Origin of the sequence: Streptomyces sp. JH002, assembly GCF_050916115.1 — a bacterium.
GTDB classification, from domain to species: Bacteria; Actinomycetota; Actinomycetes; order Streptomycetales; family Streptomycetaceae; genus Streptomyces; species Streptomyces xiamenensis.
Genome location: NZ_CP087989.1, coordinates 3770625 through 3793435 on the forward strand (window position 1 = coordinate 3770625; position 22811 = coordinate 3793435).

General features: G+C 70.0%; 23 protein-coding genes. 5 read left to right on the plus strand and 18 right to left on the minus strand.

The genetic code is table 11. The features are described 5' to 3' along the window. Positions 1-26 precede the first annotated feature (26 nt). Positions 27-533 carry a GNAT family N-acetyltransferase gene (locus H7827_RS17115; RefSeq protein ID WP_432746298.1) on the plus strand — a complete coding sequence of 169 codons (507 nt, stop codon included), beginning with the start codon at positions 27-29 and terminating at the stop codon, positions 531-533. Here H7827_RS17115 and H7827_RS17120 read toward each other — a convergent pair. The 8 genes from H7827_RS17120 to H7827_RS17155 form a co-directional block, all read right to left on the minus strand. Further along, the gene (locus tag H7827_RS17120) at positions 517-1731 is read right to left on the minus strand and encodes a type VI secretion protein (protein ID WP_432746300.1); all 1215 of its coding nucleotides are present in this window, start codon (positions 1729-1731) and stop codon (positions 517-519) included. The two genes, H7827_RS17115 and H7827_RS17120, sit on opposite strands and share 17 nt — an antisense overlap. Further along, complete coding sequence (locus H7827_RS17125) at positions 1728-3191, minus strand: ATP-binding protein (RefSeq protein WP_432746302.1); 1464 nt, start codon at positions 3189-3191, stop codon at positions 1728-1730. Before H7827_RS17125 ends, H7827_RS17120 begins: the two co-directional genes overlap by 4 nt. Before the next feature lie 37 nt (positions 3192-3228). Further along, positions 3229-4779: an SCO6880 family protein gene (locus H7827_RS17130; protein WP_386539373.1), complete on the minus strand. Its 1551-nt coding sequence runs from the start codon at positions 4777-4779 to the stop codon at positions 3229-3231. Continuing rightward, on the minus strand, positions 4776-6083 hold the full coding sequence (locus tag H7827_RS17135) for a hypothetical protein (protein WP_432746303.1): 1308 nt from the start codon (positions 6081-6083) through the stop codon (positions 4776-4778). The genes H7827_RS17130 and H7827_RS17135 overlap by 4 nt, the downstream gene beginning before the upstream one ends. Then, the gene (locus H7827_RS17140) at positions 6073-6906 is read right to left on the minus strand and encodes a hypothetical protein (RefSeq protein WP_432746305.1); all 834 of its coding nucleotides are present in this window, start codon (positions 6904-6906) and stop codon (positions 6073-6075) included. The genes H7827_RS17135 and H7827_RS17140 overlap by 11 nt, the downstream gene beginning before the upstream one ends. A gap of 96 nt (positions 6907-7002) precedes the next feature. Further along, the gene (locus H7827_RS17145) at positions 7003-7236 is read right to left on the minus strand and encodes a DUF397 domain-containing protein (RefSeq protein ID WP_432746307.1); all 234 of its coding nucleotides are present in this window, start codon (positions 7234-7236) and stop codon (positions 7003-7005) included. Then, positions 7233-7412 (minus strand): DUF397 domain-containing protein, encoded by a 180-nt coding sequence (locus H7827_RS17150; RefSeq protein WP_200366392.1) that lies wholly within the window; start codon positions 7410-7412, stop codon positions 7233-7235. The genes H7827_RS17145 and H7827_RS17150 overlap by 4 nt, the downstream gene beginning before the upstream one ends. A 9-nt stretch (positions 7413-7421) precedes the next feature. Next, the gene (locus H7827_RS17155; protein WP_432746309.1) at positions 7422-8300 is read right to left on the minus strand and encodes a helix-turn-helix domain-containing protein; all 879 of its coding nucleotides are present in this window, start codon (positions 8298-8300) and stop codon (positions 7422-7424) included. 334 nt (positions 8301-8634) lie between these two features. Between H7827_RS17155 and H7827_RS17160 the strand changes: the two genes are divergently transcribed. Both H7827_RS17160 and H7827_RS17165 read left to right on the plus strand, forming a co-directional pair. Beyond that, positions 8635-8973 carry an ATP-binding protein gene (locus H7827_RS17160; protein ID WP_386539364.1) on the plus strand — a complete coding sequence of 113 codons (339 nt, stop codon included), beginning with the start codon at positions 8635-8637 and terminating at the stop codon, positions 8971-8973. Next, positions 8943-9533, plus strand: a complete 591-nt coding sequence (locus H7827_RS17165; RefSeq protein WP_432746312.1) for a Uma2 family endonuclease — start codon at positions 8943-8945, stop codon at positions 9531-9533. Before H7827_RS17160 ends, H7827_RS17165 begins: the two co-directional genes overlap by 31 nt. Here the strand turns inward: H7827_RS17165 and H7827_RS17170 are convergent. From H7827_RS17170 to H7827_RS17185, 4 genes are all read right to left on the minus strand, one after another. After that, positions 9527-11575 carry a serine/threonine protein kinase gene (locus H7827_RS17170; protein WP_432746314.1) on the minus strand — a complete coding sequence of 683 codons (2049 nt, stop codon included), beginning with the start codon at positions 11573-11575 and terminating at the stop codon, positions 9527-9529. The two genes, H7827_RS17165 and H7827_RS17170, sit on opposite strands and share 7 nt — an antisense overlap. Positions 11576-11841: 266 nt before the next feature. After that, positions 11842-12240: a hypothetical protein gene (locus H7827_RS17175; protein ID WP_432746316.1), complete on the minus strand. Its 399-nt coding sequence runs from the start codon at positions 12238-12240 to the stop codon at positions 11842-11844. Between the two features lie 173 nt (positions 12241-12413). Then, positions 12414-14816, minus strand: a complete 2403-nt coding sequence (locus H7827_RS17180) for a hypothetical protein (RefSeq protein ID WP_432746318.1) — start codon at positions 14814-14816, stop codon at positions 12414-12416. Next, positions 14816-15229, minus strand: a complete 414-nt coding sequence (locus tag H7827_RS17185) for a hypothetical protein (RefSeq protein WP_386539357.1) — start codon at positions 15227-15229, stop codon at positions 14816-14818. The genes H7827_RS17180 and H7827_RS17185 overlap by 1 nt, the downstream gene beginning before the upstream one ends. A 97-nt stretch (positions 15230-15326) precedes the next feature. On the opposite strand from H7827_RS17185, the gene H7827_RS17190 reads away from it, so the two are divergent. Further along, positions 15327-15752, plus strand: a complete 426-nt coding sequence (locus H7827_RS17190) for a GNAT family N-acetyltransferase (RefSeq protein WP_386539355.1) — start codon at positions 15327-15329, stop codon at positions 15750-15752. Here the strand turns inward: H7827_RS17190 and H7827_RS17195 are convergent. Together H7827_RS17195 and H7827_RS17200 are read right to left on the minus strand one after the other, a co-directional pair. After that, positions 15736-16659 carry a sigma-70 family RNA polymerase sigma factor gene (locus H7827_RS17195; protein WP_432746320.1) on the minus strand — a complete coding sequence of 308 codons (924 nt, stop codon included), beginning with the start codon at positions 16657-16659 and terminating at the stop codon, positions 15736-15738. The genes H7827_RS17190 and H7827_RS17195 overlap by 17 nt on opposite strands. Before the next feature lie 247 nt (positions 16660-16906). Next, positions 16907-17545, minus strand: coding sequence for a SecDF P1 head subdomain-containing protein (locus tag H7827_RS17200; RefSeq protein WP_432746322.1), 639 nt, complete (start codon positions 17543-17545; stop codon positions 16907-16909). A gap of 131 nt (positions 17546-17676) precedes the next feature. Between H7827_RS17200 and H7827_RS17205 the strand changes: the two genes are divergently transcribed. After that, entirely contained in the window at positions 17677-19284 is a 1608-nt protein-coding gene (locus H7827_RS17205) for a protein kinase domain-containing protein (RefSeq protein ID WP_432746324.1), read from the plus strand. Here H7827_RS17205 and H7827_RS17210 read toward each other — a convergent pair. The 4 genes from H7827_RS17210 to H7827_RS17225 all read right to left on the minus strand — a co-directional run bounded on the left by H7827_RS17210 (position 19267) and on the right by H7827_RS17225 (position 22794). After that, positions 19267-20178 carry an Fpg/Nei family DNA glycosylase gene (locus H7827_RS17210; RefSeq protein ID WP_432746326.1) on the minus strand — a complete coding sequence of 304 codons (912 nt, stop codon included), beginning with the start codon at positions 20176-20178 and terminating at the stop codon, positions 19267-19269. The two genes, H7827_RS17205 and H7827_RS17210, sit on opposite strands and share 18 nt — an antisense overlap. Positions 20179-20211: 33 nt before the next feature. Continuing rightward, positions 20212-20865: an O-methyltransferase gene (locus tag H7827_RS17215; protein ID WP_046723779.1), complete on the minus strand. Its 654-nt coding sequence runs from the start codon at positions 20863-20865 to the stop codon at positions 20212-20214. 13 nt (positions 20866-20878) lie between these two features. After that, positions 20879-21553 (minus strand): rhomboid family intramembrane serine protease, encoded by a 675-nt coding sequence (locus tag H7827_RS17220; RefSeq protein WP_432746328.1) that lies wholly within the window; start codon positions 21551-21553, stop codon positions 20879-20881. Positions 21554-21645: 92 nt separating this feature from the next. Next, positions 21646-22794, minus strand: a complete 1149-nt coding sequence (locus tag H7827_RS17225) for a hypothetical protein (protein WP_386539345.1) — start codon at positions 22792-22794, stop codon at positions 21646-21648. Positions 22795-22811 lie beyond the last annotated feature (17 nt).

Here is a 22811-nt window from a genome sequence, read left to right on the forward strand (position 1 = left end):
ATCCCCAACGGGCCTACTCTTGTTTCATGGACTCGTCGGACCCGTACACGATCCGCAGGACCCGCCGTGAGGACTGGGCGCGGCTGCGGGAGCTGCGACTGGCCGCGCTGCGGGACCCATTGGCCGGTGTGGCGTTCTACCAGACCCACGAGGCCGCCCTGGAGATCCCCCGGGAGGAATGGGAACGGCGGGCCGCCGGCGCCCGTACCGTCACCTTCATCGGGGAAACCGGGGAGCACCGGCCCTGGGCCGGCATGGTCAGCGTGTATGCGGAGCCCGACCCCGCGGCGGATCACGTGGTCGTGGTGGGGGTGTACGTGCGGCCCGAGCACCGCGGCACCGGCATGGCCGCGGAGCTGATGGAGGAAGCCATCTCGTGGGCCGGTGACCGCGAGATCCGGCTCCGCGTCCACGAGAACAACCCGCGCGCGGCCCGCTTCTACGCCTCGCTCGGCTTCCTCCCCAACGGCAGGAGCCACGTCGACCCCCGGGCCCCCGGGACACGGGCGCTGGAGCTCACGCTCTCCCGATGACCGTCAGCTTCGGCTGCTCGGCCACCAGCGCGTCCACCAGGGCCGCCCGGAACGGCGCCGTCGGCGCGTGGTCGCCGACGACGTACAGGGTGGCGCCCTCGTTGGCGAGATTGTCCAGCGCCAGGGTGTCCACCCGGCCCGGGGTACAGGACTGACGGATGTGCAACTGATCCAGGCCGTCCAGCGCACGGCCGATGAGCACCAGCGCGGCGTCCCTGCGGTCGGGCATCGAGGTCAGGGCGCTCTCCAGCTCCATCGAGGCGCCGCCGGCCGCGCGCGGGTGGGTGCGCAGGATCTTGCCCGGCTCACCGCCCGCCTTCCCCTGGGCCCAGCGCTGGACGCTCTGGATCGGCTCCCCGGCGAGAGCGGCGGCGTGCAGATAGCAGCGCAGCAGTGTCTCCGAGGTCTCCGCGTCCAGTTGGAAGATGGGCTCCGTGGGCCGTACCGGGCTCAGCAGAGCCCTCGCGCGGCTCCGTGCGGCCGGCATGTCCTCCGCGCCGCGCTGGGGCGTCCAGCGCAGGCGTACGGGCGCGTCCGAGGCGTGGCCGGGATCGTAGACGTGGACGGGCCCCTGTTTGCCGCGCCGGGCCGCCGTCCTGGCCCACAGCCGGGTGTCGGGGTCGATGACGATCAGGCCCTCGGGGGCGGCCAGCACCGCCGCGGTGAAGTCCGGTGCGGGGGCGGGCGGGACGGGCACCGGATCGGCCGGGGCGGGCTGCTGGGGGTGGGGCGGCTCGTACGCACGCGGTGCGGGTGCCGGTGCCTCCGCCGGTGCCGCTGCCCGTACGGCCGGCGGAGCCTCGTACTCCGCCGCCTCTTCTGGTACCGGCCGGCGGCCGGGGCGGGCGCGCCAGCGCGAGACGCGGATGGCGATCCACAGGACGCCGCCGAACAGCATGATGACCAGCACCAGGAAGATCAGCCACAGCAGTCCGGCGCCGGGCAGGGTCTCCGCGTCGGCCTGCGGCCAGGCGGCGGGCACGTCGCCCGGCGCCGTCAGGAAGGACCGCAGGGCGGTGGCCGTCCGCAGGAAGGTCACGCCGTCCGGCCAGGCGCCGTGCGCGACCCAGCCGGCGAGGCCGGTGGCGGTCCAGGTGAGGACGGTCAGACCGAGGACGAAGCCGAGCCCGCCGACGAGAAGGGTGTCCGGGACGCCGCCGCGGCGGTCGCGGTCCGGGGGTGGGGTGCTGCCGCTCATCCGACGCCCTGCCGTTTCTCGAAGGAGATGACCCGTTCCTCCGTCTCGGCCTCGAAGGGGTCGGCGAGGCCCAGCGGGTTCCCGTCCCCGGAACCGGCCTCCAGCGCCGCGGGCCCCTGCGCGAGGGCATCCCGCTGGGCGGAGGACTCCGTCATGGCGCGGTCGGTGAAGACGAGGGGGCGTTCGGACTCGGTCACCAGGTGCTTGACGACCTGGACGTTGCCGTTGACGTCCCACACGGCCATGCCCGGGGTGAGGGTGGGGATGATCTCCACGGCCCAGCGGGGCAGGCCCAGTACCTGCCCGGTGGCGCGGGCCTCGTCCGACTTCTGGGCGTAGATGGTCCGGGTGGACGCCATCTTGAGGATCGCCGCGGCCTCCTTCGCGGCCGCGCCGTCCACGACGTCCGAGAGGTGGTGCACGACGGCGACGAAGGACAGGCCGAGCCGGCGGCCGAACTTCAGCAGCCGCTGGAAGAGCTGGGCGACGGAGGGCGAGTTGATGATGTGCCACGCCTCCTCGACCAGGAAGATGCGCTTCTTGCGGTCCGGCCTGATCCAGGTGTGTTCCAGCCAGACGCCCACGATCGCCATCAGGATCGGCATCGCTATGGAGTTGCGGTCGATGTGGGAGAGGTCGAAGACGATGAGCGGGGCGTCGAGGTCGATGCCCACGGTCGTCGGGCCGTCGAACATGCCGCGCAGGTCGCCGTCGACGAGGCGGTCCAGCACCAGGGCCACATCCAGGCCCCAGGCGCGGACATCCTCCAGCGCCACGTTCATGGCGTCGGCGGACTCGGGGAGCGGGTGCCGCAGCCGTTCCACGATGTCGGTGAGGATCGGCTGGCGGCGCTGCGGGCTCTCGGCGGCGGCCTTGTTGACGTAGGCGTGGGCCACCTTGAGGGCGAAGCCGGAGCGTTCGTCCAGGCCGCGCCCCAGGGCCACCTCGATGATGGTGCGCAGCAGGGCGAGCTGGCCGGTGGTGGTGATGGCCGGGTCGAGGGGGTTGAGCCGTACGGTGCCATCGAGGGCGGCCATCGGGTCCAGGCGGATGGGAGTGATGCCCAACTGCTGGGCGACCAGGTTCCACTCGCCGACGCCGTCCTCGCCCTGGGCGTCCAGGACGACGACCTGCCGGTCCCGGAAGCGCAGCTGGCGCAGGACGTACGTCTTCTCCAGCGCGGACTTGCCGTTGCCGGACTCGCCGAGGACCAGCCAGTGCGGGGCGGGGAGTTGCTGGCCGTACAGCTGGAACGGGTCGTAGATGTAGCCCTTGCCGGAGTAGACCTCGCGGCCGATGATCACCCCGGAGTCGCCGAGTCCGGGAGCGGCGGTGGGCAGGTAGACGGCCTGGGCCTGCCCGGTGGAGGTGCGCACGGGGAGCCGGGTGGTCTCGGTGCGGCCGAAGAGGAGGCTGGTGAACGCTTCGGTGATCAGGCTCAGCGGGTCGCGGGCCGGCATGGCGGCTCCTCCCTGGAGGGAATGAGCGGGGGGACGGTCATCGCCTGATCCCGGTGGCGAAAGGGAGGGTGTTGACGAACGCGCGGTGGTGTTCCCGGTCGCACCACTCCAGTTTGAGGTACGACTTGCCGGCGGAGGCGCGGATGGTGCGCTTGTCGCGGGCCAGCGCCTCGGGGTTGGGGGAGGAGACCGTCAGGTAGCCGACCAGGTTGACGCCGGCGGCACCGGAGGCGAGGTCGTCGCCGCGCTGGTCGACGCGGCTGTGGGCGGCGACGTCGCGCGGGTCGACGGTGCGGTTCATCTTCGCGGCGCGGGACGCCTCGGCGTCGTCGTTGGTCTTCTCGGTGAGCATGCGCTCGATGGCCAGCTCGGTGGGTTCGAGGTCCATGCAGACGGCGACAGTGCGGATCACGTCCGGGGTGTGGACGAGGATCGGGGCGAGGAAGTTGACGCCGACCGGGGTCATCGGCCACTCCTTCACCCAGGCGGTGGCGTGGCACCACGGCTCGCGGGTGTCGGACTCGCGGGTCTTGGCCTGGAGGTAGGTGGGCTCGCGGGCGTCGAGTTCGGCCGGCCAGGCGTTGCGGCGGGACATGGCCTGGAGGTGGTCGATCGGGTGGTCCGGGTCGTACATGGAGTGGATGAGGGAGGCCAGCCGGGCCTCGCCCAGGGGCTGGCGGACGCGGATGTCGGCCTCGGTCAGGCGGGCGCAGATGTCGGCGAGTTCGCGGGCCATGATGACGGCCAGGCCCTCGTCCTGGGACATGCGGCGCCGGCCGGTGGCGCGGTCGGCGCGGGCCACGGCCTGCGCCTCGTTGCTCAGGTCGCGGGAGTGGTGCATGCAGGCGACCAGGTAGGCGCGGTGCTGCTCGCTGGAGGTGGACACCATGGACTGGAGCTGGTCGTAGGAGTCCTGGAGCCAGGCGGGGGAGCCCGGGTCGCCGCGGTCGGCGACGTCGTTGGCGTGCGCGTCGGGGTCGGCCGGGAGCGTACGGGCCAGCATCTGGAGCCGGGTGACGTGGCCGTCGCCGTTGGCGACGTGCTTGAGGAGCGTGCCGAAACGTTCGACCAGGGCTTCCTGGTCCTCGCTGTCGCGCAGGCCGACGCCGGGGCCCTCGATTTCTATGGCCGCCGTGATGGTGCGCTTCTCCGTGTGGAGGAGGACGGCGATCTCGTCCGGGCCGAAGGGCGCTGCCAGCCACTGGACGCGGCCGACGCCGGGGGGCGCGCCGATCTCGACCTCGCTGCCGCTGAGGCTGGTGCCGGCCTCGGCGGCGCCGGAACGGTAGGTGGCGCCGGTGCGCTGGGTGCGGCGGAAGTGTCGGTTGATTTCGTACCACTTGTAGAACGTGCGGCCGTTGTACGGCATGTAGATGGCCGCGAGGGCGAGGAAGGGGAAGCCGACGAGGCCGACGATCCGCAGCGTGAGCTGCGGGACGAGGATGCCGCTCATCATGCCGAGGAAGGCCCCGGCGACGATCAGGGCGATCTCGCCCGTCTCGCGGTTGCGGCCGACGAGGGCCTGGGGGCGGGCCCGGCCGATGAGGTACGTACGGCGGCGGGTGAGTGTGTGCGGCGGGCTGGTCACCTGCTGCCTCCTCCTCGGTTACCGGGGGCCGGGCCGCTGGGCGATCCGGTGGACGACGTTCCGGTGCCGCGGTTGCCGTGGGCGGCGACGCCGCCGGAGACGGCGCTGCCGCCGGCCCCGCCGCGCTGGCCGCCGCCCGTGGCGGCCTGGGCGCCGCCGGCCGCCGCGCCGTCGCGGGCGCCGTGCGTGCCCATGCCCTGGCGCAGGACGGTGGCGGGGGTGGCGATGGCGGCCTTGGCGGCGCGGCTGGAGGTGTCCTGGCGGGCGGCGCGGTGGCTGACGATCTCGTCGCCGAAGCCCGGGACGAAGCGGTAGATCATGGCGGACGCGAAGATCGCCAGGATGATGATGGCCAGCCCGGAGACGACGGCGGAGAAGGCGGAGGGGCCGTCGGTCGTGGAGAGCGCCGAGGCCAGGCCGAGGACGATCACGATGACCGGCTTGAGGAGGATGACGGCGATCATGATGCCGGCCCAGCGGCGTACGTGGCCCCACAGGTTCTTGTCGACGAGGCCGGCGTAGACGGCGGTGCCGAGCAGGGCGCCGACGTACAGCAGGGCGGCGCGGATGACCAGTTCGAACCACAGCACGCCGGCGGCGAGGATGGAGATGAGGGAGACGACGATCAGCATGATGGGCCCGCCGCCGATGTCCTCGCCGGCGGCGAGGGCGGCGGAGAACGAGCCGAAGAACTGGTCGGAGTTGTCCCCTGTACCCGTGACGATGGCGTCGGTGACGCCGTCGGTCGCCGCGACCACCACGTAGAGGATGAGCGGGGTGAAGGCGGAGGCCATGACGGTGAGCCACAGGAAGCCGATGGCCTCGGAGATGGCGGTCGACAGCGGGACGCCGCGGATGGCGCGCTTGGCGATGGCCAGCAGCCACAGGATGAGGGTGAGGACGGTGGAGGCGGCGAAGACGACGGCGTACTGGCGCAGGAAGGCGCCGTTGGTGAAGTCGACGTTGGTGGTGCCGGAGACGGCGGCGGACAGCTGGTCGACGATCCAGGCGGCGGCGTCGGCGCAGCCCTGGGCGAGGGAGGACAGCGGGTCGAGGGTGGAGTCGAGCCGGCTCGTGCCGCCGCCTCCGCCGCCGCCCGTTCCGGCGTCACCTTCGCAGTAGTCGCGGGCGGAGCCGGTGATGAGTTCGCAGTCGGGGTTGCCCTCGTCGGCGGGGGTTTTGTCCTCGGGGGTCTCGTCCTCCTCGTCGGCGCGGGCGCGCGTGGCGAACGCGAGACCGGTGACGAGAGCGGCGGCGCCGGTGGCCATGAGTGTGGCCAGACGCAGCCGGAGGCTAGCGCGCATAGGTGAACCCTCCGTACTCCTCGACAGCTTCCGCGATCTCCTCGGCGCCCGACGCCCGGTTGTCACCGGGTACCGGGGTCGGCCCCTCGGTCTGGGTGGAGCCGGTGACCTTCCAGTCGCCGTTCTCCCAGGCCAGGGTGAAGTTGATGGTGAACCAGGAGCTTCTGACCGGGGCCAGGGACTCGGTCCCGGCGAGGCCGAAGAGCCCCGAGCACCACACGGACACCTCGGCTGTGGTGTCGGTGTAGGCGGTCAGATAGGAGCCGATGGGGGTGGCGCGGCTGACGAAGGTGAGGCCGTCGGGGGCGTTGCCGTCTGCGTCGATGCCGACGCGTTCGTTGAACGCGGGGCTGTAGTCGGCGTTGAAGGCCTGAAGAAGACCGGCGGTGGCGTCGGAGGCGCTGATGGTGGTGACGATCAGCTCGCGCTCCTGCGCGTTGAACATCCCTTCCCCACCGAGCGCCACGGCATAGTTCGTGGCGGCGCTCTCCGCGCCCTCGGCGCTCTGCGGGAAGCCGGAGGGGATGCCGTTGGTGAAACCCTCCACAGGCTGCTGGCCCGAGGGGGCGGTCGGGTTGGCTCCGGGACGGTTGCCGTCGTCCGTTCCGCCGCCGTCCGAACCGGTGCTGTCATCGGCACGGTTGGCGAAGACGATGGCGGCGATCAGGATGAGGACGATGCCGACGATCGTGACCACGCTGCGGCCGGGGGAGGCGGCGGGGCGGCGGTCGGCGAAGCCGTCCTGCTCGGGCAGCCGGGTACGGGTCTGTGAGGGGACGCCGCGGTCGCGCTCATCGTCGTAGCCATCGCCGCCATAGCTCATGTCGTGCCCCCTCAACAACCGCCGTGAGTCTATTACCTCCTCACACGACGTTAGCGTCCCAGACCGGCAACAGTGCGCTTTGGCCGGAACGATCAGTCAGGGTTGCCTGAGTTGGCCCGGTACGCGTTGTGAAGGTCTAGTGTGTGGCGCCACTTCCGGCCGCGCGCAGCAGGCCGCCCACCGGGCCGGGGTGGTGACCAGGACGGTGCCGGGGTCGTCGCTCTCCCGGAGGTAGAGGGAGCCGGACGGACCGTGTGCTACCTCGATGCAGTCGCTGCTGGGGTCGCCGCTGCTGTAGCTGGACTTCTGCCAAGTGGGCCCCGGAATCACTTGCGTGCCAGCCGGAGAAGGGCGACCAGACGGGTTGAGTTGGTTATGAGGACGACGCTGGGATCGTCGCTCTCCCTGAGGTAGAGACGCCCCTCAGCGGAGCGAGCGGCCTCGATGCAGTTCTGGTTGGGGTCGCCGCTGCTGTAGCTGGACTTCTGCCAGAGCAGGTCCGACATGCTTCCCTCCTAGAGGATGTATCGCAGGTGCTGTACGAGCGCGTAGGAGTTTTCCCGGTGTTGCTGGGATGGCTCAACAGGCTCCAGCGAAACGATACTGAGGCGTTGGAAGTCAGCCTCGAACCGGTCTACTTGCTCCTCGTCGTGAAGGAAGACCTGTGAGATCGGGTGCTCGACGTGCACCGTGCGGAGTTCACGGGCACCCGCGTCGTGGATGGTGAAGGGCGATCCTGCCGTCACCGGGTGAGACTCCGCCTTGAAGGGGAGCAACTGAATGGTGATGTTGGGCGCCTGGGACAGCTCTACCAGGTACGCCAACTGATCGCGCATCGTCTTGCGGTCGACGAACTGCATGTGGAAGGCCGCTTCGTGGATGACCGCGTGGCAAGTCGGCTGTGGGTCTGCCACGAGCGCCTCTTGTCGGTGGAGCCGGAAATCGACGTACTTGTCGATGGCGCCCGGGTCGGGATCCTGGACTCCGTTGGCATAGAGCTTTCGCATGTACTCCGGCGTTTGCAGCAGTCCGGGAACGTACAGCCACTCAAAGGTCCGGAACGCTGTGGTCGTGTGCTCCAGCTCGGCGAGATCCCTGGCTCGGTCGTCGAGGAGGTCGCGGTATGCGGTCCACCAACCCTTCCCCGTCGCGTTCGTCATCGCCACCAGCCCGTCAATGAGTGGCTCATTAACGCAACCGTAGACAGCGGCGAGTTCCCGCAGTCGTGGCTCTGCGCAAGCGGTTCGACCCGCCTCGATGTGGCTGACATGAGCCTGGCCGAGCCCGACCCGGCGACCGGCCTCCGCTGTTGTCAGCCCCGCCGCTTCTCGCAACTTACGAAGCTCGTGTCCCAGCCGCCTCTGCCGCTGGCTCTGGTTGGAGCGCAATCCCATGATTCAACCTCCTCACCGGTCAGGCTGTCTGTCCGGACTTCGCGGCTCCGCCACTCGATGGAGTGACTCTTTCACTCACGGTTGCATTAATGATCGGCGGCATCCTACCGTCGAGGACGCACCAACCCGGACCGCCATAAGTCCGAAGTGCACCGCGACGGGCGGCCGTTGTGGCGAGCCACGGTGGGCGGCCGGGTACATCCGAGAGGAGCTGGTCCGTATGTGTGCTGTCGCTGTCCTCCCCCCGCCCGGCGGGGACTTCTCCTTCACGTTCCCGCCCGACGTCCGGTGGGTGCGGAGCGCCCGGGAAGCGATCCGTACCGCCTTGGGGGCCGTGTCCCCTTCGTCCCCCGAGAAGTCCGACCTGGTCGAAAAAACCACGCTGCTGACGTCAGAGGTGGTGACCAATGCCGTGGTCGCGTCGTTGAACAGCGTGCGGCCAAGCCCCGTCGCGCTCTACGCGGCGTGGACCCCGGCGGGGGCGGTGCGGGTGTCTGTACACGACTCCGCGCCAGGAGTGCCGCAGCCCCCGGCCGGCTTTCCTCTGCCAGAGGACGAGCACGGCCGGGGTCTGCTCCTCATCGACCTCTACGCCTCCGACTGGGGCGTGTGTCATCACACCCCGGGGCCGGGGAAGCTGGTGTGGTTCACGATCACCGGCGGGCTGCGGTGAGGGTCACCCTGGACCACGGGCAACTCCGTTCCGCCGCACGGCTGGTGGCGCGATGGACCGGCGTGCGGGTCGACGTACCCGGGGCGCCGGAGCCCCCGCCCCGTGGCAAGCGGTACGGCGTTCTGCGGCAGATCGAGGCGCAACTGGCGCCTCTCGTGGCGCCCGACCTCGTACCGTTGTGGGCGCCCGCGGTGGCCAGGCCGGACGCCGGTCCGGACGCGTATCTGACACCGGACCTCGCGGTGTGTCCGTACGGATTCCTCGGTTCCGACGAGTCGCTGCTGCATCCGCGCGCCGTGGAACTGGCCGTGGTGGTAAGGCCGGTCGCCGGAAGCGGTACCGCCGCCGACGTGAGCGCGTACGCGGGGGCCGGAGTTCGGCTGCTGGTGCGGGTGGACCCGCTGCGCGGCAGATGGTCGCTGAACAGCCATCCACGGGGCGGGCGTTACCGCGTCGAGCGGCGCGGCGCGTACGGGGAAGGGATACCCCTCCCCGTACCGCTCGGCTGCGGGATCGAGACGGCCCGCCTTCCGCGCTACGCGGCCGTCACCGCTCAGTAGCGGCTCTTGGCGACGAAGTGGAAGCCGTCGTCGTCGCGGTTGAGGGAACTGATACGCAGATCGTCCTCGTCGTCCTCGTCGGGGCGCAGGACCAGGGCCCTGCTGTCGATGGCGCACGAGTCGTCGTAGTCGTACGTGGGCACCAGCGGGCCCACGAGGACGGTCGTCGGGTCCGCGTAGACCAGTGACGCGTCCCAGGAACAGGTGTAGTCCGGGGCGTAGATGCTCAGCGTGCGATCGCCGAGGTCGGTGACCAGCAGGCTGACCCGGTAGGGCTCCCCGCCCGGGTACTCCGGCCCGCCGGCCTTCTCGAACTCCTCGGCCTCCAGGTCGTACGAACCCCCGTACCGCAGCGGTTCGGGGAAGGTCATTTCCTTGTCCTCGAACGAGGGGATCATCGGGAGTTCGAGGTCCATCGCCGAAGAGGTCCAGGTCAGTTCCTCGTCGCCGGAGACGGTGAGGCTCTGGTCGCCGAAGTCGCAGTCCTCGCGCGAGGCGTCCTCGGGAGTGACGGTCAGTTCTCCGGGGGAGAACACGAGGTCTCCGGAGGCACTGGTGGCCACCGTCTGCACGTGGTGGCACAGGACGTACGGGGTGAGGAACCAGGAGGTGGCGCGGGTCTCCGTACGGCTCTGCTCGATGACGACGCGGTGCAGCAGCTGGTCGTCCACGCCGTCGTCAGCGGTGAGTACGCCGTCCCAGGCGCCGAGGTAGGCGCGGTCGACATCGCCGCTCGCGGGCTCGTCGTCCGGGTCCTCCGGCTCGTCCGGGTCCTCGACGGGGCCGGGGTCCTGCTCGGTGGGCGTCGGGGTGGGGTCCTCGGCCTGGTCGTCCTTGTCGCCGCCCTTAAGGGCGACGGCGGCGACGACCGCGCCGATCACGAGCAGGGGAACGGCGATGGCGGCCGCGATGACCCAGGGCGCCGTCTTCTTCTTGACCGGCGGGTGAGGGGCGAAGGGGGCGGTGGCCGGGCCGAATCCGGGCGGCGCCCCGGTTCCGTAACCGTGCGCCGTCGGGGGCAGCGGGCCGGCGGGTCCGTACAGCGCGGGGACGGGCGACGGCGGACCGGGCGGCGCCGGAGGCAGGGACGGCGGCTGCGTGGCCGCCGGCGGGTGGGCGTCGTCCGCGTCCTCGGAGGTGAGGAGGGCTATCGCGTCCTTGCCGAGTCCGGCCAGGACGGAGGCGGGCAGCCAGTGCTCCTGGGCGGCGCGCGGATCGGGCGCCTGCGAGGTGGCGAGCAGCTCGTCGATCTGGTCGGGGGTGGGGCGCCCGGCCGGGTTCTGGGACAGGCATATCTCGATCAGCGGACGGAGTCTGTCGGGGACGCCCGTCAGATCCTCCTCGCCCTGAACGATGCGCAGCAGCATGGTGTGCAGCGTGCTGTCGAGGCTGCCGAACGGGCTACGGCCGGTGGCGGCGAACGTCAGCACGGAGCCGAGCGCGAAGATGTCGCTGGCCGGGGAGACCGGCAGAGCGCGGGCCTGTTCGGGCGACATGAAGCCGGGGGAGCCGACGATGGCCCCGGCGTGCGTCATGGTGGTGCCGCCGGTGCTCTCGACGGCGCGGGCGATGCCGAAGTCGATGACGCGGGGGCCGTCGATGGTGATGAGGATGTTCGACGGCTTCAGGTCGCGGTGGATGAGGCCGGCGCCGTGAATGTCGCGCAGGGCCTGGGTGAGGCCGGAGGCGAGGTGCCGGATGCTGTGCTCGGGGAGCGGGCCGTAGGTGGAGGTGACCACGGTGTGCAGGGACGGGCCCGCGATGTAGTCGGTGACGACCCAGGGGGCCTCGCCCGTGGAGTCGTGGTCGAGGACGGGGGCGATCCACTGGCCGCCGACGCGGGTGGCCGCCTCGATCTCCGCCTGGAAACGGCGGCGGAAGTCGGGATGTCCGGCGAGTTCGTTGCGGATCAGCTTGACGGCGACGGTGCGCCCGCGTGCTGACCTGGCCAGATAGACCTGGCCCATGCTGCCCTCGCCGAGCTTTCCGAGCAGCTTGTACGTGCCGACCTGACGCGGATCGGCCGCCCCCAGCGGTTCCATTCGCCGTTCCTCCCCGTGTGGTTGCCCCCTGCTACGGCGTGGAGCCCAACCGAGCGTACGTGTAAGCGCCATCCTCCAGCGGTGCGGGGCACCGGATTAGGCTGCCATATGCCAATCCGCGACAGACTCGTGACATCCCGAGGGCCGAATGGTGCGCGTCCGCCCTCTTGACAACCTGCCATCGAGGCCCGGACGGCAGGCTCAGGGGTTGTCGTGCACCCTGGCCTCATTGGGGTGTTCCACTGGCGCCTCCCCCGCTACGGACTTCAGGCTGTATCGCAGACCTCTTCATCGATTTCGGCCATTCGAACATCTGCATACTCCGTGATGATGCTGCTCAAATCACGGTCCTGATCACCTCCTCGGTAGACGGAAAGAGTGAAGCCCAGCCCTGTGTATTCAGCTCGAGAATTCATGCACGTGATGAAAGCGATCGAATGGTCCGCAGAGGTGGCCAGCTGGTAGTTGCCACTGGTCGTCCATTGCGCCTCTTTCAGGTCTCCGCGGAAATTACTTTCTTCGATGAAGGCCTCAAGATCCGACGATTTCTTGGCTGCTCTGGAGTGGATCGAGAAGGCATCCTCTCCATCAACAGTAGCGATGCAGGCCCCTTGGGCGCTGGTCTTGCCCGGGCTCACCTCTCTCGCGGAGACGTGCAGTTCCAAATCGGCTCCTGGAGGGAAGAGCGCCTCGATGGGACCGTCCCCCTTCATTCCGCACGGCTGTTCGGGTATCGAGTAGGACTTCTCGCCCGGGGCAGGACTTCCCGTGCATGCGGAAACTGTCAGGACTATTATTGCTGCCGGAACAATAGCTGATCGAAGGGCCGGTCGACGCATCATCGCTTCTTCCTTATGGTGCCTTGTTCAAAGCCGCCGTTGGAGCCACTCTCTATGGCGTCTGTCAGGAGTACCTGATCGATGCTGGCGGGATCGATTCCATGGCGTTCCAGTGCGAAATCAACGGCCGCAGTGGAGTTGTCCAAATGGATGGTCCCAGACTCGTTGTACTGTTGTTCTGCCTGTGCAGCCGCTGCGGCCGAATTGTCTGCCCTGAATTGGCTGAAAATGGAATCTGTCACCTGCTGCTGAACTGGCGCAGCCATCGCAGCTGTGCCCGGGTTCTCGCCCATTCCTCCATAGATCACTCCTCCGAGCAGGAGGTCCACGGTGAATTGAAGATCGTCGATCTTTTCGTTGTGTCTAGCATCCTGCTGATGTTGCTCGTCCTCTGCCGCAGTTGCGTGAGCGTCAGTCATGATGCCTGTCACTACGCCGGAGCGCTCGATCGTGTAGCGCACCTTCTCGCGTAGGTCGGCCTCGTCTTCATGGCCATATTGAGCAACTGCCCGATCGGTCTCAATATAGAGCTGAGCCTGATTGGCCGCAGTTACTTTCTCGTAGGAATCTTGATGGGTGCCGACCTCCCACAGGAGATGGCCCGTATTCTCCCGCGAGAAAGATGCCTCACTGTCTTCCGGTCCGGAGCTGGAGCGATTGGCGGCATACAAAATATCCGGCATGTAGTCGGCTGCAATGGTTCCCAAGGTCGGTCGCAAGTCCGGCGTCACGAGGTCGCCGCTCGCCTGCGCAGGTGCCTCGGCGTAGGTGTTCCACAGGTGCTCTGCGATGCGAATATTGACAGCAGAATGACCTTCGGTTCCCAGAATTTCCGATCCGCCCGGTGGGCGGCCTGTTGATGCGGCCTCCAGCGCAGCGGTCAGCCCAGGGGCCTGCCCGTAAACATTCGAGATCTCGGCAAGATCGGCAAGCCCAGAGTCGGTGGACAGCATCCCACCCCATCCATGGGAATGACTATCCTCCAAGGGCCTGCGTTGATCTCCATTAAGTCCGATGAAATAATCTATATTATCCTCATTGTATTTCGGATCGAAGAATCGGGAGACTGCGTCGATATTGTCTTGGGAGCCAATTCCAAGAAGGCGATCGGTGCCGTTCTCCTTGGGATTCCATCCATTTCCCGAGTCCGAGTATCGCTCGCCAAACCAGATGGTGTGGTCTGTCTTCTCCGCCGCGACCATGCCGTCGAGCATGTCGTAGTAGAAGATGTCGTTCATCGGCGCGTCCGCGCTCTCCATGAGATCGAGGAAGAGGTCGTAGCCGATTCGGTTGTCCTGGACGGAGTCGAGCCAGGCAGGCTCCTCCGGCTCGTGCAGCCGCTCGGGGCCGAGGGCATTCAGGGCGTTCAGGCGGCGTTCGTATGCCTGGCCTTCTTCTGTGCGGAGCCAGTTCTGGTAGCCCGATCCCGGGGGGTGGGTGGAGATGTCGATGGACGGCTGCATGGCGGTGTTGAGGGTGTTGGCCATGCCGGTCCTGATGCCGTCGATGTCGAGGTTCGCCGAGGCGAGTTCGGTCGCGGAGTGGTCCAGTTCCTGGGCCAGCGTCAGGTACTGCTCCATGCCGAGGGTGTCGATGACGTGGTTCGCGAACTCCGGGTCGTCCGCGTGGAGGGCGAAGTAGTCGCCCATCAGGCGCCAGTCCGCCGCTGTCTTGTTCTCTTTGCCGGCCAGGACGGCAGCGGCTTCGGCATCCTGCTGGACCTGGTTCTCGCGGGCGTCGTCGATGCCGGTCAGGTCGGTGTGGCTGAACCTGCCATTGCCTTCCGCCAGGATGTCGGTGAGCGCGCGGGCCGCGATGCCGTCCGATTCCCCCGCCTTCTCGACGATCTCGTTGATCCGGGAGTGCGCGTGCCACATGGCTTGTTGCGTCTCCGGGGAAACTCCTTCCGGGTCCGGTTCCCCGATACCGCCCATGCCGATGCCGGCGTTCAGCTGGTCCAGACGCAGATGAGGCGGCCCGGCGCTGGAGACCACCCCCTCCGGGGAGATCCGGAACCCTTCGGCTTCGGAGTTCGCTTCCAGCCGGAGCAGTCCGTCCTGACAGCCCCGCAGGTCGGTCAGGAGGTCATGGAGGATGTTGTGGAGGGCTTCCGCCTGAGTGCGGGCGTGGGTGAACTTACCGGCGGTCCGGCGGATGTGCGCCCGGGAGACCGTCGCGTTGAGCCCTGCCCACAGCGAGCCGTGCGCCATCCCGTTCATGGCCGTGGCGTCCTGTTCCAGCTCGGTGAGCTTGGCCGTCAGGGCGCTGAGGGAGTCCACGGCGCCGCTCAGCGTGTTGAGGTCGGCGTTGCGGACGCTCTCGTAGGTGACGTTCGCCCCGAGGGGGAACGGGTTGATGGTGGAGAAGAGGGAGCCCGCTCCCGCGCCGGTCCAGTCGGGCATCAGGCCTTCCCCCAGTCGATCTCGGTGGGCGGGGGATCGGTGGGCGCGGGGTCGGTGACGCCGGCCAGGGCGACGATTCTGTCGTAGGCGGAGGTGGACTGCTGGATCTGCTGGAACTCCGCCTGGATCTGGTACTCCAGCTCGGTGTGCGCGCTGACCGTCTGGTCCAGGTGGCCCGAGATGCGGGCGCAGTCGTTCAGCAGGTCCTCGACCTGGCGGCTCCAGCCCTCGGCCAGCAGGGTCAGGGAACGGCCCGTGGCGAACCGGTGGGCGGACAGGGTCTCGCCGGCGGCGCGTTCGTCGGTCTCGGCCATCCGGCCGTGTTCGGTCAGTTCGTCGTGGAGACCGCGCGCCGCGTCCGCGATCGGGTCCAGTTCGTCCGAGCTGACATACAGGTCCAGTTGATCGGCCATGGCCTGGCGTCCCCCCCCGTGCCGGTGTCATGTATCCGATGAGCAAGCCTAGCAATGCGGTGTGTGACCAGGTTGGGGGGCTTGTAGGGTTTTCGGTATGGGTGCTGATGTGACCGTTCGTGCTGCTGGGGTCGATGATGTGGCCGCCGTGCTGGTGTTCTGGAAGGGCGCGGCCGAGGGGACCAGCATCAGCGATGATCAGGCCGGGGTGACGCGGCTGGTGGAGCGGGACGCGGGGGCCCTGCTGCTGGCCGAGCGGGACGGGGAGTTGGTCGGGACCGTCATCGCCGGATTCGACGGATGGCGTTGTCATCTGTACCGGCTGGCCGTCGCGCCCGGGGCGCGGCGGCAGGGGATCGGGCGGGCACTGCTCGCCGCCGCCGAGGAACGGTTCGTCGCGCTGGGCGGACGGCGGGCCGACGCCATGGTGTTGCGGCGGAACGAGACGGCCCACCGGGCCTGGGACGCCGGGGGCTACGGGCCCCAGGAGCAGTGGGTCAGGTGGGTCAAGCCTCTGGGCTGAGCTTCGGCGGCAGGTCGAACAGCGGGAACCAGCGCTCCGTTTCCAGGAACGCGTTGATGCCGCTGATCCTGCCGTCCCTGGTCTCGATGATCTGCAGGGCCCAGGGTTCGCCGCCCGGACGGTACTGGGCGAAGGCCGGGGCGCCGTTGGCCCGGGTGGGGATCAGGCGGGAGCCACGGCAGCCGATGCCGTGGCCCGTCAGCCAGGCGCGGATGTGGGGAGTGCCGCGCAGCCACAGGTCGAAAGGGGGCATCGTGAGCGTCGCCTCCTCGTGGAGCAGAGCGGTCAGGGCGTCCAGGTCGTACGCCTCGAACGCCACCATGTAGCGGGTCAGCAGCCTCTCGTCCCCCGGCTCGAGCCGCCGCGGGGCCTCCCCCTGAACGTTCGCCAGGGTGGCGCGGGCGCGTTGCAGGGCGCTGTTGACCGAGGGGACGGTGGTGTCCAGCAGTTCGGCCACCTCGCTCGCCCGCCAGCTGAGGACCTCGCGCAGGATCAGCACGGCACGCTGGCGGGGCGGGAGGTGCTGGAGGGCGGCCACGAACGCCAGGCGGACGGACTCCCTCGCCTGCGCCACCTCCGCCGGGTCCAGCCTGCTGTCGGGTATCGGTTCGACCCAGGTGGTCTCGGGCAGCGGCGCGCCCGGGGGGAATTCGGGGGTGCCGGCGGTCGTCAGGTCCATGGGGCGGGCGCGGCGCTTGTTGCCGTCCAGCGTCGTCAGGCAGACGTTGGTGGCGATGCGGTACAGCCACGAGCGCAGTGCGGACCGGCCCTCGAACCGGTCCAGGCCGCGCCAGGCGCGGATCATCGTCTCCTGGACCGCGTCCTCCGCCTCGAAGGCCGAGCCCAGCATCCGGTAGCAGTAGCCGGTCAGCTCGCGGCGGTACGGCTCCAGCACGTCTTCCGTCATGCCGTCACGGTAGGACCAGGCACTGACAGTCCCCGCGCCCGGAAGTTATCCACAGGGGTGGATATCTTTCTCGCTACCGTGTGTGATCACTGTGTGAGCACGTTCGATGCCGGGTGGGAGGAGCTGGGGTCCGTCATGGGGGAGTGGTGGTCGTGGAGGACAGGGTGCGGGCCGGGGCCGGGATCGGCACGGTGCGCGGGGTGTTGCGGCGGCGCGGGTGTCAGCGGGTGGACTTCTTCTTCGCGGCTCAGGGGGCCAGGCGGGCGGCCAGCTCCTCGGCCTCCTCCCGGGTGAAGCTGCCGGAGATCTGTACCTGTCCGCCGTCGATGCGCGCCATGACGGAGGGCGCGGTGAGCAGTTCGCCGTCGAGCAGCATCGCCAGCTGGTTCCCGGGCGCGGGACGGGCGGCGACGGCTTCCGTCAGGTCACCGAAGAGGGCGCCGTCCTCGGCGGTGAAGGTCAGCTGGATGAGCCAGCCTCCGGCGGCCGTGTCGTGGTCGGCGGCCACTTCCAGCAGGCGGTCGACGGTCATGGTGTGCGTGACGGTGTCCAGGATCAGGCAGGAGGTGATGTCGGGGGCGAAGACAGCGGTGCCACCGGCCTGTTCAGCGGCGGGGCACTCCTGGTCCGCCAGGATGTCGTCCACGGCGTGGATGTACAGCGGGGCGGCCGGGTCGCCGCCGGGTTCGGTGCGGCCCTGTTCCTGCTTGCCGCTCGCCGACTGGTAGGCCAGGAAGCCGAGGAGCGCGCCCACGATGATCAGCGCGGAGATCAGCAGGTAGGGGCCGGGGGAACGGCCCTGTCCGCCGGGTGTCGAGTGGGCCGGCGGGTAGGGCGGCCAGGGGGGTTGGGCCGGATTTCCGGTGCCTCCTGCTATGCCACTCATCCCTGTCCCCTCTTCACGGCCGCCTGTGCCGCATAAAGTTAGCGTCAGCGGCGCCCTTTCCGCTGGCAGACAGCAGAACGGCTAACGTACCCGGGGCGGCGAACAGTTCGTTGTGCCAGGGGGTGCAGAAGATGCAGGGCCGGGTTCTCGATGACCGGTACCAGATCGGGCCGCTGCTGGGAGCGGGCGGCATGGGCACCGTGTGGGAAGCGCTCGATATGCGGCTGGAGCGGCAGGTCGCCATCAAGGTGGTGAACACCTCGGCGGTCGGCCGCGATCCGCAGGCCGGGCAGCGCTTCGCCCGTGAGGCCAAGCTGCTGGCGGGGCTGTCCAGTCCGTACATCGTCACGGTGCACGATGTCGGTGAGGCCGAGTTCGACGGCAGCACCGTGCTGTATCTGGTGATGGAGCGGCTGCCGGGGCGGTCGCTGGACCAGGTGCTGGCGGAGGAGATCCCGCCGCTGGGCGAGGTCGCCCGGTGGGGGGAGAAGATCTGCCGCGCGCTGGCCGTGGCTCACGACGCGGGGGTGGTGCACCGTGATCTGAAGCCCGGCAATGTGATGGTCGAGTCGGACGGTCTGGCCCGGGTCCTCGACTTCGGGATCGCCGCCGTGCTCGCCGAGTCCACCGATCACGCCCGGCTCACCTCTACCGGTGTGGTCATCGGTACCCCGGCCTACATGTCGCCCGAGCAGGTCGAGGGCGGCACGGTGGACGCGCGCAGCGACCTGTATGCCTTCGGCTGTGTGCTGTACGCGCTGGCCACCGGCCGGCCCCCGTTCCACGGCGCCTCGCTGTACCAGCTGCTGCGGCAGCAGATGGAGAGCGACCCGCCGCCGCCCAGCGAGCTGCGCCCCGAGCTGCCGGCGGAGTGGGACGAGCTGATCATGGCGCTGCTGGCCAAGGACCCGGACGACCGGCCGGACAGCGCCTCGGAGGTCGCCGAGCGGCTGCGCGAGCTGGCGATCCTGGCCGTCGACCTGCCGGCCGAGCCGGTGGAGGAGGCGCTCGCCTACCAGCCGACCCGGGTGGACCCCCGGGCCGTGCTGCTGTCGAGCTGCCCGCGCCCCGGCGGCGGCCGGCTGCCGCTGGCGACCGGGCAGCGGCTGCTGCTCGACGATGTGCTGCCGGGCGCCGAGACGTTCATCATCGGGCTCGACTGGCAGGACCCGGAGGACATGGAGCCGGAGGACGCCCCCGAGGTCGATGCCTCCGCGCTGATCCTCGACGAGGACGGCCAGGTGCTCTCGGACGGGCACTTCATCTTCTACAACAACCTCGACCCGGGCGACGAGAGCGTTCAGCTGGCCGCCGAGGAGCCGGGCGAGGGCGAGGAGGAGGGCACCCGGGAGGCGCGCATCACCGTGCGGCTGCCGGAGCTGGACGAGCGGGCGGTGACCGTACGGTTCGCTCTGTCCGTCCACGACGCCGAGGCGCGCGGGCACGACCTGTCGCACGCGCGGGCGCTGCACATCCGGCTGCTGGACCCGGCCGGTGACACCGAGCTGCTGTGCTACGGCTTCCCGGTCGGCCCGGTGCACTGCACGGGTCTGACGCTGGGCGAGCTGACGCTGGGAGAGGACGGCTGGGGGTTCCACGCCATCAGCCGGGGGTACGCCGGCGGGCTCGGCGAGATCGCCGAGACGCACGGGGTCAATGTCCGCGGCGACACCGACGGGGGCGAGGACGGGGAAGCGCAGGACGCGGACGAGGACGCGGAGTCACTTCAGGAAGCGTGAGGTGCGCCGGTCGGCCAGCGGCTTGCCGCCGGTCTGACAGGTGGGGCAGTACTGGAGCGAGGAATCCCGGTAGGACACCTCGCGGATGGTGTCCCCGCACACCGGGCAGGGTTCGCCGGTGCGGCCGTGGACGCGCAGTCCGCTCTTCTTCTCCGCCTTGAGCTTTCCGGCGGCGACGCCCCGGGAGCGGGCGATGGCCTCACCCAGGGTGGTGCGGATCGCCTCGTGGAGGGCGGTGGTCTCGGATGCGGTCAGGTGGCCCGCGGGCTTGAAGGGTGACATGCGCGCGACATGCAGGATCTCGTCCGAGTAGGCGTTGCCGATCCCGGCGATGGTCGACTGGTCGCGCAGCACGCCCTTGAGCTGCCGGCGTTCCCCGTCGAGGATCGCCGCCAGCGCCTCGACCGTGAACGCGTCCGCGAGCGGATCCGGGCCCAGCCGGGCGATGCCGGGGACCTCGGCCGGGTCGCGGACCACGTACACCGCCAGCCGCTTCTGGGTGCCGGCCTCGGTCAGGTCGAAGCCCGCGCCCGCGGGCCTCTTCCCGGGGGAGGAGTCCGGGGGAAGGTCGGCGAGGGTGACGCGCAGCGCCAGCGGGCCCTTGCCGGGGCGCGGCGGCGCGGCGGGCAGCTTCTCCTGCCAGCGCAGCCAGCCGGCCCGTGCCAGGTGGGTGATCAGATGCAGCGGGGGGTCCTGCCCGCCGCCGAGCGTCAGGTCCAGGAACTTGCCGTGCCGGGCCACGCCCGTCACCGTGCGCCCGGCCACGGCGGTCAGCGGCGGGTCGTAGGTCTTCAGTACGTGGAAGGACACCGGCAGCGCGCCGGCCACCTCGCGTCCCACGAGGTGGCCGGTGAGGAAGTCGCGCAGTGCCTCGACCTCGGGAAGTTCCGGCATATGTTCAGCATATATGTCCGGCTTGTCGTGCGGTCAGCGCTTGCGGACCACCGTCACCCCGTCGCGCAGCGGCAGCAGCACGCTCTCCACCCGCTCATCGGCCGCGATCGCGTCGTTCAGCCCCCGGATCACCACATCCGCCTCGTCCCGCGCCGCCGGATCCACCACCCGGCCACCGCGCAGCACGTTGTCCAGCACGATCACCCCGCCCGGCCGCAGCCGCGACAGCAGCTCCTCGTAGTACACGGGGTAGCCGGTCTTGTCCGCGTCGATGAAGGCGAAGTCCAGGTACTCCTCGCGCGGCAGCGCCCGCAGCGTCTCGGCGGCCGGCGCGATCCGCAGGTCGATGCGGTCCGCGACCCCGGCCCGCTCCCAGTAGCGCCGGGCCGTCCCGGTCCACTCCTCGCTGACGTCGCAGGCCAGCAGCCGGCCGCCCGGCGCCAGGCCGCGCGCGATGCAGATCGAGGAGTAGCCGGTGAAGGTCCCCACCTCCACGGCGTGCAGCGTGCCGGTCATCTTCACCAGCAGCGTCAGGAACGTGCCCTCGTCATGGCTGACCTGCATGCCGGCATTGCGCGGCAGCACCCGGTGGGTCTCCTCCGCCAGCTCGCGCAGCACGTCGTCCGCCGGGGTGGCGTGGTCGAGCAGATAGTCGTTCAGTGCGGGATTGACGATGTCGATGCTCATGATGTGACTGTAGTCACCCCGGGTGCCCCGGTGGCGGCCCCGTCAGCCCCCGCCGGTCCCACACCGATCGGCGGCGCGGCCGGGTGCCCGCGCGGTCGCCCCGGCGCAGCCAGAACGCCGATGCCACCCCGCCCAGCAGCCCGAACAGATGGCCCTGCCAGGACACCCCGTTCTGGGTCGGCAGCACCCCCCACAGCAGCGAGCCGTACAGCAGGAAGACGGTCAGGCCGACTGTGATGTCCAGCGCGTTGCGCTCCACGAAGCCGCGCGCCAGCAGATAGCCGAACAGGCCGAAGACCACCCCGGAGGCGCCGGCCGTGATCGAGCCGCCCGAGGCCGTCAGCCACACGCCGAGCCCCGAGACCGTGATGATCACGAACGACACGGCGAGGAAGCGGGCGATGCCGCGCAGCGCGGCCAGGAAGCCGAAGATGACCAGCGGCCAGCTGTTGGCCGCCAGATGATCGAAGCCGAAGTGCAGGAACGCGGCCGGATAGATGTCCAGCAGCCCGCCGGTGTCGCGCGGCTCGATGCCGTAGTCGCACACCAGCGGCGGGTCGTAGTCGAACGGCAGACAGTACGGGTCGCCGCCGTCCGCGGCGGCCAGGATCCACAGCAGCCCGAGCCAGGCCAGCATCAGCGCCCCGGCGGCCAGCGCGCGCCGGCCGCGGGTTCCTCCGTACGGCATGGTGTCCCCTCCCTGCTGATGCGTGCCTCGTACTCCGTAACTCCTACCCGGTGCGCGGGGCTCCCCGCCCGACGAAGACCCGTCGGACCAGCCTAGGGCTGGAGGGGGCCGGGGATGTTGGCCCGCTCCGGGTTCTCGGCGCGGATCTCGCGCTGCGTCTCCAGGTACATCAGGGCCACCGTGAGGTCCTGCGGGGTCAGCACGTCCCGGTTCTCCGGCGGCGGGGTCAGCCCGATCGCCGAGCCGCCGGTCAGCGTCATCCGCAGCGGCAGTTCGCCGGCGCCCGCGCCGCCGAACTGCCCCAGGTCGAAGGTGACCTCGCTCAGCACGCCGTTGCGGATCGCCAGCCGCGCGCTGACCTCCTCGTCCGGGTCGGCCGGCGGATGGAAGACCGGCGGCAGCCCGAACCGCGCGCCCTGCTCGGTCAGCAGCGTCAGCAGCGGGGACAGCGCCCGCTGCGCCTGCCCGGCCGGCAGCCGCACCTCGACCACGTCCGCGCCCCGCTCCTGCCCGGCGGGCCGCAGGGTCGCCCCCGAGCGCAGCGCCGAGCCCAGGTCCGCGGCGAACCGCCACTGCCCGGCCGGGTCCAGCGTGTTGCCGCCGTCCGACATCGCGGCGGCGAAGACCTCGGCCTCGCGCTCGCCCAGCACCGTGTGCTCGCTGACGGCGCGCGCGTACCCGTCGTACTGGTACGGGTCGATCTCCACCCACTCGCCGCGCAGCGCCCCGCGCGCCACCCGCAGCGAGTCGGGCAGCGCCCCGGCGTCGCGCAGGAAGTACGCGGCCTCGGCGTTGGCGGCCTCGTCGCCCTGGTAGACGTCGCGGACGACGGTGTCCACCGAGACCCGCACGAACGTCCTGCCCAGTATGTTCTTCACACCGACCGCGTCCAGGCCGCCGAAGTTCAGGGCGACGGCGCCGGCCAGCGGGTCGGCGTTCTCGCGGTCCTTCATCCGGATCTCGCGTTCCGGGTCGCCGATCACCGCGAGCAGTTCCATGTCGGCCAGCAGCCGCGCCTCGTCCATCGACGGCTCGGGGCCGCCGTCCCGCGACGCCATCCGCAGCAGGTAGTCGTACATCTCATCGGGGGTGGCGTCGAGCGTGGCCTGGAGGGACAGCCCTTCCCAGGAGAGCAGCTGATCGGCCGCGCCGCTGACGGTCAGCCCGGTCTGGGCCTGCTGGATCAGGGTGCAGCCGCCGGTGCTGATGGCGAGCGCGGCGACCCCGCCGAGGGCGGCCATCCGGCGCAGTACGGTGC